The sequence below is a fragment of the Jiella sp. M17.18 genome, assembly GCF_041027365.1.
GTDB lineage: Bacteria > Pseudomonadota > Alphaproteobacteria > Rhizobiales > Rhizobiaceae > VKMB-3413.
In genome coordinates, this window is sequence record NZ_JBFTEH010000002.1 from 289,063 (window position 1) to 303,177 (window position 14,115).

At 68.1% G+C, this 14,115-nt stretch carries 12 protein-coding genes; 2 read left to right on the forward strand and 10 right to left on the reverse strand.

The window, feature by feature from the left end; all coding sequences use genetic code 11:
- Positions 1-47: 47 nt before the first annotated feature.
- Together eutC and AB5S17_RS04835 are read right to left on the reverse strand one after the other, a co-directional pair.
- Positions 48-848 (reverse strand): ethanolamine ammonia-lyase subunit EutC, encoded by an 801-nt coding sequence (gene eutC, locus AB5S17_RS04830; protein WP_369236723.1) that lies wholly within the window; start codon positions 846-848, stop codon positions 48-50.
- Positions 848-2,239: an ethanolamine ammonia-lyase subunit EutB gene (locus AB5S17_RS04835; RefSeq protein ID WP_369237391.1), complete on the reverse strand. Its 1,392-nt coding sequence runs from the start codon at positions 2,237-2,239 to the stop codon at positions 848-850. Before AB5S17_RS04835 ends, eutC begins: the two co-directional genes overlap by 1 nt.
- Positions 2,240-2,492: 253 nt before the next feature.
- Between AB5S17_RS04835 and AB5S17_RS04840 the strand changes: the two genes are divergently transcribed.
- Together AB5S17_RS04840 and AB5S17_RS04845 are read left to right on the forward strand one after the other, a co-directional pair.
- Positions 2,493-4,982, forward strand: a complete 2,490-nt coding sequence (locus AB5S17_RS04840; RefSeq protein ID WP_369237393.1) for a heavy metal translocating P-type ATPase — start codon at positions 2,493-2,495, stop codon at positions 4,980-4,982.
- 88 nt (positions 4,983-5,070) lie between these two features.
- Entirely contained in the window at positions 5,071-5,988 is a 918-nt protein-coding gene (locus AB5S17_RS04845; protein WP_369236725.1) for a hypothetical protein, read from the forward strand.
- 71 nt (positions 5,989-6,059) lie between these two features.
- Here the strand turns inward: AB5S17_RS04845 and mmsB are convergent, their stop codons facing one another.
- The 8 genes from mmsB to fba form a co-directional block, all read right to left on the reverse strand.
- Positions 6,060-6,923 carry a 3-hydroxyisobutyrate dehydrogenase gene (mmsB, locus tag AB5S17_RS04850; protein WP_369236727.1) on the reverse strand — a complete coding sequence of 288 codons (864 nt, stop codon included), beginning with the start codon at positions 6,921-6,923 and terminating at the stop codon, positions 6,060-6,062.
- Positions 6,920-8,011, reverse strand: a complete 1,092-nt coding sequence (locus AB5S17_RS04855) for an enoyl-CoA hydratase/isomerase family protein (protein WP_369236729.1) — start codon at positions 8,009-8,011, stop codon at positions 6,920-6,922. Before AB5S17_RS04855 ends, mmsB begins: the two co-directional genes overlap by 4 nt.
- Before the next feature lie 385 nt (positions 8,012-8,396).
- Positions 8,397-8,687 (reverse strand): hypothetical protein, encoded by a 291-nt coding sequence (locus AB5S17_RS04860; protein WP_369236731.1) that lies wholly within the window; start codon positions 8,685-8,687, stop codon positions 8,397-8,399.
- 168 nt (positions 8,688-8,855) lie between these two features.
- Positions 8,856-9,536 (reverse strand): ribulose-phosphate 3-epimerase, encoded by a 681-nt coding sequence (gene rpe / locus AB5S17_RS04865; protein ID WP_369236733.1) that lies wholly within the window; start codon positions 9,534-9,536, stop codon positions 8,856-8,858.
- 3 nt (positions 9,537-9,539) lie between these two features.
- Positions 9,540-10,592, reverse strand: coding sequence for a CbbX protein (gene cbbX / locus AB5S17_RS04870; protein ID WP_369236735.1), 1,053 nt, complete (start codon positions 10,590-10,592; stop codon positions 9,540-9,542).
- A gap of 228 nt (positions 10,593-10,820) precedes the next feature.
- Positions 10,821-11,243: a ribulose bisphosphate carboxylase small subunit gene (locus tag AB5S17_RS04875; RefSeq protein ID WP_369236737.1), complete on the reverse strand. Its 423-nt coding sequence runs from the start codon at positions 11,241-11,243 to the stop codon at positions 10,821-10,823.
- A gap of 131 nt (positions 11,244-11,374) precedes the next feature.
- Positions 11,375-12,832, reverse strand: a complete 1,458-nt coding sequence (locus AB5S17_RS04880; protein ID WP_369236739.1) for a form I ribulose bisphosphate carboxylase large subunit — start codon at positions 12,830-12,832, stop codon at positions 11,375-11,377.
- A gap of 163 nt (positions 12,833-12,995) precedes the next feature.
- The gene (gene fba / locus AB5S17_RS04885; RefSeq protein ID WP_369236741.1) at positions 12,996-14,078 is read right to left on the reverse strand and encodes a class II fructose-bisphosphate aldolase; all 1,083 of its coding nucleotides are present in this window, start codon (positions 14,076-14,078) and stop codon (positions 12,996-12,998) included.
- Positions 14,079-14,115: the final 37 nt, after the last annotated feature.

The following is a 14,115-nucleotide window of genomic DNA, read 5'->3' on the forward strand; positions in this document are numbered from 1 at the left end:
TGCACAAATTCTTTGCAAGTCATTGCAACGACGCTGCGACAGCGCCGTCACCGGCCGATCGCCGGCGTCCCCGAAGCGGCGATGCGGTCGTCCGCATCGTCCTTCAGCCGCGTGCCGGAAAGGCCGAGGTCGCGCGCCCGCAGGAGCAGCCCTGCGATCTTCTCCGCCGCCGCATCGGGCCTGAACCCGCCGCTGCGGATGTTGGAGACGCAGTTGCGCTCAGCGTCGCTGCGGCCGGGCTTCGGGCCGAAGGTCAGATAGGCGCCGAGGCTGTCGGCGGCGGACAGGCCCGGCCGCTCGCCGACGAGCATCAGCGCGATCCTCGCCGAAAGCGCCTCTCCGATCGGGTCGGACAGCGCGACACGCGCGCCATGGGCGAGGACGACCGGGGCGATCCGCCAGTCCGCCGGCAGCCGGTCGAGGATCAGCTTCGCGGTCTCGGCGGCATAGGTGTTGACCGCAGTGGCGGACAGTCCGTCGGCGACGATCAGCACGAGATCGAAGGGCCCCTCGCCCGCGGCCGTCAGCAGCTGCTCGCGCGAGCCGTCGGCGAGCCGGCGGCCGAGATCCGGCCGGCGCAGATAGCTGGCGCGGTCGCCGGCCTGGCTTTGGACACGCAGCAGCCGATGGCCGGCCGCCCGGAGATCGGCTGCGATCGCCTCGGCATCGAACGCGGCATGCACCGCATCACGCGCCCGCGCATGCGCCTCGGCGAAATCGAGATGAGCGGCGGTGGGAAGGCCGGCGCCATGCCGGCCGAGCCCGATCCGCGCTTCGGTGAAGGCGCGGAGGCGCTTCAGCGGATGGTCCGGAGCCGGGGCGGCAGGCGGCTTTGCGTCTTCGCCCATCACTCCGCCGCCTCCAGGAGCTTCGACTGCGCGATCAGTCGATCGCTGCCGCCTTCCGTCTCCGGCGAAAGGAACCCGTTCGCGTCGAACACGCCGGCCTCCTGCGCCCAGGCTTCGAACTCCGGCGCGGCCTTCAGCCCCAATACGCGGCGGACATAGGCGGCGTCGTGATAGGAGGTCGACTGGTAGTTCAGCATGACGTCGTCGGAGCCCGGCACGCCCATGACGAAGTTGACGCCGGCGACGGCGAGCAGGGTCAACAGGTTGTCCATGTCGTCCTGATCGGCTTCGGCATGGTTGGTGTAGCAGACGTCGACGCCCATCGGCACGCCGAGCAGCTTGCCGCAGAAATGGTCTTCCAGCCCTGCCCGGGTGATCTCCTTGCCGTCATAGAGATATTCCGGGCCGATGAAGCCGACGACCGTGTTGACGAGCAGCGGGTCGAAGGCCCGCGCCACCGCATAGGCCCGCGCCTCCATGGTCTGCTGGTCGACCCCGTGATGCGCGTCGGACGAGAGCGCAGAGCCCTGGCCGGTCTCGAAATACATGACGTTCCGCCCGACCGTGCCGCGGTCCAGCGCCAGCGCCGCCTCGTGCGCCTCCTTCAGCATTGAGAGCGAGATGCCGAAGCCGGCATTCGCCTTCTGAGATCCCGCGATCGACTGGAAGACGAGATCGACCGGCGCGCCGCGGTTCAACGCGTCCAGCGCGGTCGTCACATGCGCAAGGACGCAGGACTGCACGGGGCAGTCGAGGCGCAGGCGCAGCTCCTCGATCAGCTCCAGCAGCCGGCGCATCGCAGCCGGGCTGTCGGTCGCGGGATTGATGCCGATCACCGCATCGCCGCAGCCGAACTGCAGCCCGTCGACGATCGAGGCGGCGACGCCGCGCGGATCGTCGGTCGGATGGTTGGGCTGGATTCGCACCGACAGCCGGCCGGGCAGGCCGACGGTCGTGCGGAACCTCGTCACCACCGGCCGCTTCTTGGCGATGGCGATGAGATCCTGGTTGCGGCAGATCTTCGAGACGGCCGCGACCATCTCGGGCGTCAGCGCCCATGTCAGCGCCGAGATCGTCTCGGGCGTGGCCGCATCCGACAGCAGCCACTCGCGGAATTCGCCGAGCGACCAGCCGGCGATCGCGCGGAAGGCTTCAGCATCGTGCTGGTCGAGGATCAGCGCCGAAACCTCGTCCTCGTCCGGATCGATCAGCGGCTCGTTCAGGATGTCCGCGAGCGTCGTGTCGGCCAACCGTCGCTGCGCCTTCACCCTCGCCTCCTGGCTCTCGGCGGCGACCCCTGCCAGGAAGTCGCCCGAGCGGGCCGGCGAGGCCTGGGCGAGCAGCGTCTTCAGCGGTTCCTGGGGCATGGTGCGTCCCTCGCCTGCGGTCATGGCGCGCTGCAGCATGCGCACCCTTTCGCAAAGAGAGCGCTGCGGGCGCTACAATGCAAGGGCGCAGCACTTGACGCCTCGCCGCGCCCGCTGGAAGCGGCGCATTCAGGCTCGAGTAAAAGCTTAGCGGCCGCGATCTCCCGCCTTGCGGAGAGATCGGTCAGCCGCAGACGCCGCAGCCTTGACCTTCCAGTAACAGGAAGCCCCATCTCCGTGCCGAGACAGACGAAAGGGCAGGACGATGTCGGAGACGATGCACCGCCACGACCATTCCGGACATGATCATACGCACGCGGCAGCTCCCGCCGTCATTCGCGATCCCGTCTGCGGCATGACCGTCGACCCGGACGCCGGCAAGCCGTCAGCCGAACATGACGGCCGTATCGTGCATTTTTGCGGAGAAGGCTGCCGGAAGAAGTTCGTCGCGAACCCGGAAGACTATCTGACGGCGGAGGATCCGGTCTGCGGCATGACCGTCCACCGGATCAACGCGCCGTTCATGGTCAAGCACAAGGACCCCTCCGGCGCGAGCCAGCGCTTCTATTTCTGCTCCGCCGGCTGCCAGGCGAAGTTCGAGGCCGATCCGGAGAAATATCTCGGCGACCGTCCGGCGCCGGAGCCGATGCCGGCCGGCACCGAATACACCTGTCCGATGCATCCTGAGATCGTGCAGGATCATCCCGGCGACTGCCCGAAATGCGGCATGGCGCTCGAGCCGATGGGCGTTCCGACCGGCGAGGAAGGGCCCAATCCCGAGCTGATCGACTTCACCCGCCGGCTCTGGGTCTCTGCACTGTGCGCGGTGCCGCTCCTCGTCCTCACCATGGGGGCGATGGTCGGCCTGCCGATCCGCGAATGGATCGGCGAACGCACGGCGGTCTTCGTCGAATTCCTGCTGGCGACGCCGGTGGTGCTGTGGGCGGCGCAGCCCTTCTTCAAGCGGGGCTGGGCCTCGATCGTCAACCGCTCGCCCAACATGTGGACGCTGATCGCGATCGGCGTCGGCGCGGCCTACGGCTACAGCCTGTTCGCTGCCTTCCTGCCCGGCCTGTTCCCGGCCTCCTTCCGGGCGGACGGCGTCGTGCCGGTCTATTTCGAGGCCTCGACCGTCATCGTGGCGCTGATCTTCGTCGGCCAGGTGCTGGAGCTCAAGGCGCGCGAGCGCACCGGCTCGGCGATCCGGGCGCTGATGGACCTATCGCCGAAGACCGCCCGCCGCATCGGCGCGGACGGACGCGAGACGGATGTGGACCTCGCCGACGTCAGGCGCGGCGATCGCCTCCGCGTGCGGCCCGGCGAGAGCGTGCCGGTCGACGGCAGCGTGAGCGAAGGCCGCTCGTCGGTCGACGAATCGATGATCACGGGAGAGCCCGTGCCGGTCGAAAAGACCGCCGGGGACAAGGTCACCGGCGGCACGCTCAACAAGACCGGCTCCTTCGTCATGGCGGCCGAGGCTGTCGGCGCCGAGACCACGCTGTCCCACATCGTCCAGATGGTCGCCACCGCGCAGCGCTCCCGCGCCCCGATCCAGTGCCTTGCCGACAAGGTCGCCGGCTATTTCGTGCCGACCGTCGTCGCCGTCGCCGTCATCGCCTTCCTCGCCTGGGGGTTCGCCGGCCCGACGCCGGCGCTCGCCCACGCGCTGGTCGCTGCGGTCTCGGTCCTGATCATCGCCTGCCCCTGCGCGCTCGGCCTCGCGACGCCGATGTCGATCATGACCGCCACCGGCCGCGGCGCCTCGGCCGGCGTCCTGATCAAGGATGCCGAAACGCTGGAGCGTTTCGCGAGTGTCGACACGCTGATCGTCGACAAGACCGGAACGCTGACGGAAGGCCGCCCGAGCCTGACCGATGTGGTGGCGCCCGAGGACCATGGCGGCGCCATGCTGGCTGCCGCCGCCAGCCTCGAGCGCGGCTCGGAGCACCCGCTGGCCGAGGCGATCGTCAAGGGAGCCGAGGCGCGCGGCGCGACCCTCTCCGATGCCGGCGACTTCGAATCGGTCACCGGCAAGGGCGTGAAGGGCCGCGTGGGCGACCAGGCGGTCGTGCTCGGCAACCGCGCGATGATGGAGGCCGAAAGCATCGACGCCGCCTTCCTCGATGCCGACGCCGAGCGGCTGCAGGCGGACGGCAAGACGGCGATGTATGTCGCGATCGATGGCAAGGCGGCCGGACTCGTCGCCGTCGCCGACCCGGTCAAGGAGACGACCGCCGGCGCGATCCGGGCGCTGCACGAGAGCGGCCTGCGCATCGTCATGGCAACCGGCGACAACGAGCGCACCGCGGCGGCCGTCGCCAGGACGCTCGGCATCGACGAGGTGCGGGCGGGACTGTCGCCGGAGGGCAAGCAGGCGCTGGTCGAGGAGCTGAAGCGGACAGGCGCGACCGTGGCGGTCGCCGGCGACGGCATCAACGACGCGCCCGCGCTCGCGGCGGCCGATGTCGGCATCGCCATGGGCACCGGTGCTGACGTCGCGGTCGAGAGCGCCGGAATGACGCTGGTGAAGGGTGACCTGCAGGGGATCGTGCGCGCGCGGCGTCTGGCGCAGGCGACGATCCGCAACATCAAGCAGAACCTGTTCTTCGCCTTCGCCTACAATTCGATCGGCGTGCCGATCGCCGCCGGCATCCTCTACCCGGTGTTCGGCCTCCTCCTGTCGCCGATGATCGCGGCGGCAGCGATGAGTCTGTCGTCGGTCTCGGTGATCTCCAACGCACTGCGGCTGCGGGCGGTGAAGCTGTAACGAGAGATTGCGAACGGTCGTCTTTCGCCCGTCATCCGGCGGGCGTAGCATCATGTGATTGGGGCGTTTCTGTCTGACGGAGAACCGCATGCCCTATCGCCTGATCAAGGGACGCTACCACGTCGTCAACTATGCGCCGGACGGCGACACCATCCGCTTCGAGCCGGCCGACAAGGCCACCCTTCTCGCCATCACGCCGCGCGCCAGGCTCAACAGGCGCGGCCACACCTCGCTGCGGCTGGAGGCGATCGATGCGCTGGAAACGCACTATTCGCCGCCCGCCGGCGGCGGTGCGTTGAGCCAGCCGCTGGACCTGGCGAACGCCGCGACGGACTTCCTGCTCGACTTCGTCGGCATCAAGAACGTCGTCTGGATGACGGAGCGGCGCTCGGTCGCCGCCGCCGAAGACGGCACGCCCGGCTACATCCTGACGCGGTCCACCGACAAATACGGCCGCGTCATCGCCTTCGTCTTCGCGGGCGATGCGCCGGAGGACGACGGGACGGACGTCTTCCTGGACAGTGCACGGCTGGCGCACAGCTACAACCACGCCGTCCTCGCCGAGGGGCTGGTCTTTCCGACCTTCTACTGGGGCCTGTTCGCGGAGCTTCGCAACGCGATGGCCGCCGCGGCGAAGCAGGCGCGCGACGCCGGCAAGGGCGTCTTCGCGCGCGACAGGACGCAGACCGGCGTCACCGTCGATTCGCTGATGTCGATCGCCGACGACGCAGTGATCCTGCCGAAGCTCTTCCGCCGCCTGTCCGACTTCCTCGTCGCGACCGGCTCCGTCGACGGGTTCAAGCAGGCGATGGAGGCGAACGCCGAGCCGGTGCTCGACCTTCAGAGCGCCAACTTCACCCATTTCGACACCTTCATCGACCAGCAGGGCGAGACGGTGAAACTGACCCGGCTGCCGGAAGAGCTGGTCTTCGACCCGATGCCGGACCGTCCGACTTCCAGCCTCGGCGACTTGCTGGAAGAGGACGCCAATCCGCACCTGGCCTGAGCCGGCGGGTTGACGGCGTGGGCGAGCGGCTGCGCTGCGGCCCCTCGCCCGCTCCCGCGGGAGCGACGGCTTCAGCCGTTGGTGAGCTTCTCCAGGATGGCCGAGAAGTCGCGGCCGCGGCCGCCGCCCTCTTCGACGAAGGCCTTGTAGATGTCCCGGGCGTGGCGACCCATCTCGGTCGCCGCGCCCGATTCCTGCGCCGCCGCCTGCGACAGGTCGAGGTCCTTCAGCATCAGTTCGGCGGCGAAACCCGGCTTGTAGTCGTTGTCGGCGGGGCTCTTCGGTCCGACGCCGGGAGCCGGGCAGTAGGTGTTGAGCGACCAGCAGGAACCCGAGGACGTCGAGGCGACGTCGAACATCGCCTGGCGGTCGAGGCCGAGGCGGTCGGCGAGATGGAAGGCCTCGCAGACGCCGATCATCGAGATGCCGAGGATCATGTTGTTGCAGATCTTGGCGGCCTGGCCGGCGCCCGCGGCACCGCAATGCACCGCCTTCTGCCCCATGATGTCGAACAGCGGCCGCCCCTTGGCGAAGGCGGCGTCCGAGCCGCCGACCATGAAGGTCAGCGTGCCGGCCTCCGCTCCGCCGGTGCCGCCGGAAGCCGGGGCGTCGAGCGACAGCAGGCCCGCCTTTTCCGCCAGCTGATGGACGGCCCTCGCGCTCTCGACATCGACGGTCGAGCAGTCGACGATCAGCGTCTCCGGATCGGCGGCGCCGACGATGTCGGCATGCACGGCCCGCACGATCGCGCCGTTCGGCAGCATGGTGATCACCACCTCCATGCCCCGGACGGCTTCGGCGATGCTGCCGGCCTTCCGCACGCCCTCCAGCACCACCTCCGCGGTGTCGTAGCCGGTGACCTCGTGGCCCGCTTTGGCGAGATTGCGCGCCATCGGCGCGCCCATGTTGCCGAGGCCGATAAAGCCGATCTTCATGCCGTTTCCTCTCGATCCAATTCGTCCCAATGCAGTTCCTGCGCCTCGAGCGGCGCGCGCATCGCCGCCAGCCGCTCGGGCGCCAGGTCCTGCGGGCGGACCTCCGGCCAATGCGGCGCGCGATCCTTGTCGATCACCGCGGCGCGAATCCCCTCCTGGTGATCGCCCAGCTCCTGGGCGCGGTAGGTGAAGCGGAACTCCTCGCTCAGCGCGCGCTCGATCGTCGGGTCGACGCGGACGGTCCGGATGATGTCGAGCGTCGCCGCCAGCGACAGCGGCGCGCCCTTGCGCAAGGCCTCCACCGTCTCGCCGGCGAATTGCCCCTCCCCAGCTTCCAGCGCCGCGACGATCTCGCCGACGCTCGCCAGGCCGAAGAACCGGTCGATGTCGGCCATCCATCCGGCGAGCCGGCCGAGGCCTGGCTCGTCCTCGAAGTCGGCGATCGCCGCCGGATCGCCCGTTTGCACCAGCGCCTCCTTCAGCCGGTCGAGATCCTGCGACCGGACATAGCGATCCGCGAATCCCGCGAAGATCGCGTCCGCCGGTCCCATGCGATGGCCCGTCAGGCCGAGATATTCCCCGAGCCGGCCCGGCGCCTTCGCGAGGATCAGCGATCCCCCGACATCGGGCACGAGCCCGATGCCGCATTCCGGCATGGCGAGCAGGGTGCGTTCGGTCACGACGCGGTGGCTGCCGTGGGCGGAAACGCCGACGCCGCCGCCCATGACGATGCCGTCCATGATCGCGACATAGGGCTTGGGGTAGTGCTTGATCAGCCGGTTGAGGCGGTACTCGTCGCGCCAGAAGGCGCGGCCGGCTTCATGGTCGCCGGCCTTGGCCGCTTCGTAGACCGCGCGAATGTCGCCCCCGGCGCAAAAGGCGCGCTCGCCCGTGCCATCGATCAGCACTAGGGCGACGCGGTCGTCTCTGGCCCAGGCGCGCAGGACCGCTTCGATCGCGAGCACCATGCGGTGGTTCAGCGCGTTGAGCGCCTTCGGCCGGTCGAGCGTGATGCGCCCGACGCGGCCTTCGATCCGGGTGAACACGTCGCCGGTATCGCTCGGCGATCGGTGGAAGGTCTCGGACACGGCACTCCCCCAATGCGTTGTCGCGCGGCTAAGCAGTTCTCCGCTCGGAGAATCGTAAGAGAGGCGCTGCCCGCCGGCAAGGCCGCCGGGAAAGGCAGACCAACCTCGTGAGCCCGTTACCGATGCAAACGAAGGAATGTCTGCGCCTCGACAGAAGACGGCCGCGAGAGCCCGACCTTGAATGGAGGCGATCCCGGGATTGCCTGCGGGACAGGCCGAAAGCCGCAGGACAAGCGCACGTCGCCGGGCCGACGAAGACTCCACGCCTTGCCCGGCTTCCTGCCGGCTCGTCTGGAGCTTTGTTCCTGCCGCCGACGCAGAAAAGGCGCGGTGGCTCCGACTGAAGCCACCACGCCCTCGATCTGTCCCGGAACCGGTCCGCCGGTCAGCGAACCCGATAGAGCGGAACCGGATGATGATGGTTGTAGTAGTGCCGCATGTGCCGGCGCTCGCGCCGCAGATGCCGCCGCTCGTGGCGCAGGCGGCGACGCATGTGCCGGATGTGCCGACGCTCGCGGCGAAGGTGATGACGGCGCCAGTACGGGTGGTGGCCATAGTGATAGCCGTTGCCCGCGGTGATCGTGAACGAGGCGGCCGACGCCGCGCTGGTGCCGACTGCGATGCCGGAGAGGCCGACGGCGAAGGCCAGCGCGATGGATGCAAGTTTCGATGCCATGGGTTCTGTCTCCCGATATGTCCCTGGCTGGGGAACAGCGAGTGAACTCTCGGGTTCCCGCCCGGGGGTCGGAAAAACGCTGCATGTCTCCACAAAGTTGCCGACACGCTCCGGTGTTGCAATGCATGAGCCCTGGGGTGCAGCGGCTGCCTCCAGCGGCGTCGACGCCTATGCAGCCCGCGCCCTGATCGCCGCCGCCCGAAGCGCCGCGATATTCGCCTCGTAGTGATCCGGCGTGCCGCCCTTGAAGACGGCGGAGCCGGCGACCAACGCATTCGCCCCCGCCGCCACGACCGCGGGCGCCGTCTGCGGCGTGATGCCCCCGTCCATCTCGATGTGGATCGGGCGGTCGCCGATCAGCGCCTTCACCCGGCGGACCTTTTCGACGACCGAGGGAATGAAGGCCTGGCCGCCGAAGCCGGGGTTGACCGTCATCAGCAGCACGAGGTCGAGCCGGTCGAGGACGTATTCGATGACGCTCTCCGGCGTCGACGGGTTGAGCGAGACGCCGGCCTTCTTGCCGGTCGCCTTGATCGCCTGCAGCGAACGGTCGAGATGCTTCGTCGCCTCGGCATGGACGGTGATGATGTCGCAGCCGGCCTCGGCGAAGGCTTCGATATACGGATCGCAGGGCTCGATCATCAGGTGGCAGTCGAACACCTTCTTGGAGGCGCCGCGGATCGCCTTGATCACCGGCGGGCCGAAGGTGATGTTCGGCACATAGTGCCCGTCCATGACGTCGAGATGGATCCAGTCCGCGCCGGCCCGGTCGATGGCCTCGACCTCCGCGCCCAGCCGGGAGAAGTCCGACGACAGGATCGAGGGGGCGATGGTGACGGGTCTCGTCATGGTCTACTCCTTCCCGGCGGCCGGGATCTCTTCGGCATGGTCGGCGCTCGTCTCCGGCTTCTGGCGGAAGACGCGGCTCGCGGCAATGTCTTCGGCCGCAATCGTCGACAGCATCGCGGCGTTGAGCGGTCCGGCGTCGGCCTCGAACAGCCGGTTCGCCTGCCTCAGCCGCGCCCGGTCGAGCGCGTTGCGGATCGAGCGGGCATTGGCGAAATGCGGCTGCGCCCGCCGCTGTTCGATGTAGCGCGCCAGCACCGTCTTCGCCTCCTCGGTCAGATGGTAGTTCTGCCGCTCCAGCATGCCGACCGCGATCCGCTGAAGCTCGTCGTCCGAATAGTCCGGAAAGTCGATGTGGTGCGCGATGCGCGAGCGGAAACCCGGGTTCGATTCGAAGAACCTATCCATCCGGTCAGCATAGCCGGCAAGGATGACGACGAGGTCGTCGCGCTGGTTCTCCATCACCTGGAGCAGGATCTCGATCGCCTCCTGCCCGTAGTCGCGCTCGTTCTCCGGCCGGTAGAGGTAATAGGCCTCGTCGATGAAGAGGACGCCGCCCATCGCCTTCTTCAGGATGTCCTTGGTCTTCGGCGCGGTATGGCCGATATACTGGCCGACGAGGTCGTCGCGCGTCACCGAGACGAGGTGTCCCTTGCGGATATAGCCGAGCCGGTGGAGAAGGTTCGCCATCTTTAGGGCGACCGTGGTCTTGCCGGTGCCGGGATTGCCGGTGAAACTCATGTGCAGCGTCGGCGTCTCGTGGGCGAGGCCGAGCCGGCGCCGCGCCCGCTCGACGAGGAGCAGCGCCGCCGTCTCGCGGATGCGCTTCTTCACCGGCGCGAGGCCGACGAGTTCCCGGTCGAGCTCTTCCAGCACGTCCCTGACACCCGCCTCCTCGTATTCGCGGCGAAGGTCGACGGTGGTGGGTGCCGGCTGCGGGGTCGCGGGGTCGGCGGCCGGCTTTGCCTCGGCGCCGTCGGCGGACGGCGCAGCAGAGGCTGGCGTTCCGGCGGCACCATCCGGCGTCGCGCCTTTGCTCAACTGATCAAGATAGCTCATGAGCCGATCTCCCTTCGTCGTCGACATCCGCAGCCTCTCGGCGCTCCAGGACAGGCACAACGTTCAACGCTCCGTCATCCTCGGGCCCCGTCCCGAGGATCCAGCCTTCCGCGGCGTTTCCGATATCTTCCGGCGTTCAATCCAAGCGGAACCGTGGCTCTGGATCCTCGGGACGGGGCCCGAGGATGACGATCAAGGTCAACGTTTGCGCCTGAACGCCTTCATGCCTCACACCGCGTAGCGCTCGCCCTCCGGCCTGTCCGTCGCGTAGGGCTCCGTCGAGTAGCGGATGTTGCGGCCGTGGCTCTCCTGACGGCGCAGGCGGAAGCCCGGCTCGTCCGCCGGGCGATTGACGATGAAGGACAGCTTCACGGACTCCCAGCCATGGGTGGAATCGAAGGCCGAGAGGCGGATGTAGAGGTGGCCGTGCGCCTTGCGGCAGGCGGCGAGCTCCATCATCACGCCGGCCGCATCCGCGATGTCGAACATCGGATGGCCCCACATGTCCCAGTAGGTGTTCCGGGGATGCGGATCGTCGGTGTACTCGATGTTCACGGCCCAGCCGTTGTCGAGGCAGTACTGGACCTGCCTGGTGATCTGCTCGTCGGTAAGGTCGGGGAGAAAGGAAAAGGTGCCCTGGGTCACGCGCATGAGAATTCTCCGGTTGCTGTCGGTTTGCGGCCGCGGTTGATCTGCTGCGAGGTCGGCGCTTCTCGCCACGCCTCAAAATCGGGCCGGAGCGGCCTTGGGAGGACATCCCGCCCCGGCAGGCAAAGGCAGGCTCAGGCCGCCGTCGCCGTGACCGCGTAGTCGGGCGCGTCGGTCGAGGTGTAGTTGAAGGTGACGTCCTTCCAGGTATCGAGCGCCTGCTTCAGCGGGGCGCACGTCCTGGCCGCTTCGTTGAGGATGTCCGGGCCTTCGCGCAGGATGTCGCGCCCCTCGTTGCGGGCGAGGATCATGCATTCGAGCGCGACGCGGTTCGCCGTCGCGCCGGCCGCGATCCCCTGCGGATGGCCGATCGTGCCGCCGCCGAACTGCAGGACGACGTCCTCGCCGAGGAGGTGGATCAGCTGGTGCATCTGGCCGGCATGGATGCCGCCCGAGGCGACGGGCATCACCTTGTTGAGCGAGGCCCAGGGCTGGTCGAAGAAGATGCCGTTCTCCAGCCGCTGCGGCGTGAACTCGTCCCGGCAGATGTCGTAATAGCCCCTGGTCGTCGCCGGATCGCCCTCCAGCTTGCCGACCACCGTGCCGGCATGGACATGGTCGACGCCGGCGAGCCGCGCCCATTTGGCGATGACGCGGAAGGAGACGCCATGCGTCTTCTGGCGCGTATAGGTCGAGTGCCCGGCCCGGTGGAGGTGCAGGATCATGTTGTTGCGCCGCGCCCACTTCGCCATCGACTGCATCGCCGTCCAGCCGATGACGAGGTCGATCATGACGATGGTCGAGCCGAGCTCCTTGGCGAATTCGGCGCGCTCGTACATGTCCTCCATGGTGGCAGCGGTGACGTTGAGATAGGTGCCCTTGATCTCGCCGGTCGCGGCCTGCGCCTTGTTCACCGCCTCCATGCAGTAGAGGAAGCGCTCGCGCCAATCCATGAAGGGCTGCGAGTTGATGTTCTCGTCGTCCTTGGTGAAGTCGAGCCCGCCCTTCAGCGCCTCGTAGACGACGCGGCCGTAATTGCGGCCGGAGAGGCCGAGCTTCGGCTTTACCGTCGCGCCGAGCAGCGGCCGGCCGAACTTGTCGAGCCGCTCGCGTTCGACGACGATGCCGGTCGCCGGTCCCTGGAAGGTCTTCACATAGGCCGTCGGCAGCCGCATGTCCTCGAGGCGCAGGCCCTTCAGCGGCTTGAAGCCGAAGACGTTGCCGATGATCGAAGCGGTGAGGTTGGCGATCGAGCCGGGCTCGAAGAGGTCGAGATCGTAGGCGATGTAGGCGAAGAACTGATCGTCGGTGTTCGGCACCGGATGGACCCGGTAGGCCTTGGCGCGATACTTTTCGGCCGCGGTGAGGCGATCCGTCCAGACGACCGTCCAGGTGGCCGTCGAGCTTTCGCCGGCGACGGCCGCAGCCGCCTCGACCGGGTCGACGCCGTCCTGCGGCGTGATCCGGAAGCAGGCGATGACGTCGGTATCCTTCGGCTCGTAGTCCGGCTCCCAGTAGCCCATCTGCTTGTACTTCAGGACGCCGGACTTGTAGCGGTCCTTGCCGGTGATGGTCTGCGATCCCGTATCCATCTCGCCTTTTCCTTCCTGTGAAACCCGGCTTCCTGCGGCCGCTTCCAAGGCGGCAGACAAAGCCTCTCCCGTCGCCGCGGAGAGCCCTCCCCGCGCCGTTGCATGCTGGTCCTGTCGTCGGTCACGCGTCGCGGCCGGTCCGTTGGCCGCGGATCGTCCCGCCTCAGGCGGCGGCAGCCATTGCGCCGATCCGAGGATCGAGTTCGCCCACCTGATAGCGGGCCGCCATCTGGTCGAGCGGCAGGGGCCTGATCTTCGAAGCCTGCCCGGCGCAGCCGAAGCGTTCGTAGCGGTCGAGGCAGAGCGCCTTCAGCGCCTCCATCGCCGGCACCATGAACTTCCTCGGATCGAACTCCTCCGGCTTCTCGACCGCGACCTTGCGGAACTGGCCAGTCATCGCCATCCGGCAGTCGGTGTCGATGTTGACCTTCCTGACACCGTGCCTGATGCCGCGGACGATCTCGTCGACCGGCACGCCGAAGGTCTCGCGCATCCTCCCGCCATAGCGGTTGATGATCTCCTGCAGCTCCTGCGGAACCGAGGAGGAGCCGTGCATGACGAGATGGGTGTTCGGCAGCCGCTCATGGATCGCTTCGATCACATGCATCGCCAGGATCTCGCCGTCCGGCTGCCGGGTGAACTTGTAGGCGCCGTGCGAGGTGCCCATCGCGATCGCCAGCGCGTCGACCCGGGTCGCGCGGACGAAGTCGACGGCCTGATCCGGATCGGTCAGGAGCCGGTCGTGCGACAGGCTGCCCTCGAAACCGTGGCCGTCCTCCGTCTCGCCCGCGCCCGTCTCCAAGGATCCGAGCACGCCGAGCTCGCCCTCCACCGAGGCGCCGACCCAGTGCGCCATGCGCGTCACCCGCTCGGTGATCGCGACGTTGTACGCGTAGCTCGCCGGCGTCTTCATGTCGGCTTCGAGCGAGCCGTCCATCATCACCGAGGTGAAGCCGTGGCGGATGGCGGACAGGCAGGTCCGCTCGTCGTTGCCGTGATCCTGGTGGATGCAGACCGGGATCTGCGGGAACATCTCCACCAGGGCGTCCATCATGCGTTCCAGCATGACGTCCCGGGCATAGGAACGCGCGCCCCGCGAGGCCTGCATGATCACCGGCGCGTCGAGCGTCGCCGCGGCGTCCATGATCGCCAGACCCTGTTCCATGTTGTTGATGTTGAAGGCGGGCACGCCGTAGCCGTGTTCGGCGGCGTGATCGAGCAGTTGGCGTAGCGTGATCTTGGCCATCTCAGAGTCTCCCGAAGTCCCATTTGCATGCGTCTTC

Bases quoted from the DNA above. Each gene is read 5' to 3' on its own strand.
- AB5S17_RS04875 (WP_369236737.1), bottom strand. From the start codon at position 11,243: ATGCGCGTGACCCAGGGCACCTTTTCCTTTCTCCCCGACCTTACCGAC.
- AB5S17_RS04840 (WP_369237393.1), top strand. From the start codon at position 2,493: ATGCACCGCCACGACCATTCCGGACATGATCATACGCACGCGGCAGCT.
- cbbX (WP_369236735.1), bottom strand. From the start codon at position 10,592: ATGAGCTATCTTGATCAGTTGAGCAAAGGCGCGACGCCGGATGGTGCC.
- mmsB (WP_369236727.1), bottom strand. From the start codon at position 6,923: ATGAAGATCGGCTTTATCGGCCTCGGCAACATGGGCGCGCCGATGGCG.
- AB5S17_RS04845 (WP_369236725.1), top strand. From the start codon at position 5,071: ATGCCCTATCGCCTGATCAAGGGACGCTACCACGTCGTCAACTATGCG.
- rpe (WP_369236733.1), bottom strand. From the start codon at position 9,536: ATGACGAGACCCGTCACCATCGCCCCCTCGATCCTGTCGTCGGACTTC.
- eutC (WP_369236723.1), bottom strand. From the start codon at position 848: ATGGGCGAAGACGCAAAGCCGCCTGCCGCCCCGGCTCCGGACCATCCG.
- AB5S17_RS04880 (WP_369236739.1), bottom strand. From the start codon at position 12,832: ATGGATACGGGATCGCAGACCATCACCGGCAAGGACCGCTACAAGTCC.
- AB5S17_RS04835 (WP_369237391.1), bottom strand. From the start codon at position 2,239: ATGACCGCAGGCGAGGGACGCACCATGCCCCAGGAACCGCTGAAGACG.
- AB5S17_RS04860 (WP_369236731.1), bottom strand. From the start codon at position 8,687: ATGGCATCGAAACTTGCATCCATCGCGCTGGCCTTCGCCGTCGGCCTC.
- fba (WP_369236741.1), bottom strand. From the start codon at position 14,078: ATGGCCAAGATCACGCTACGCCAACTGCTCGATCACGCCGCCGAACAC.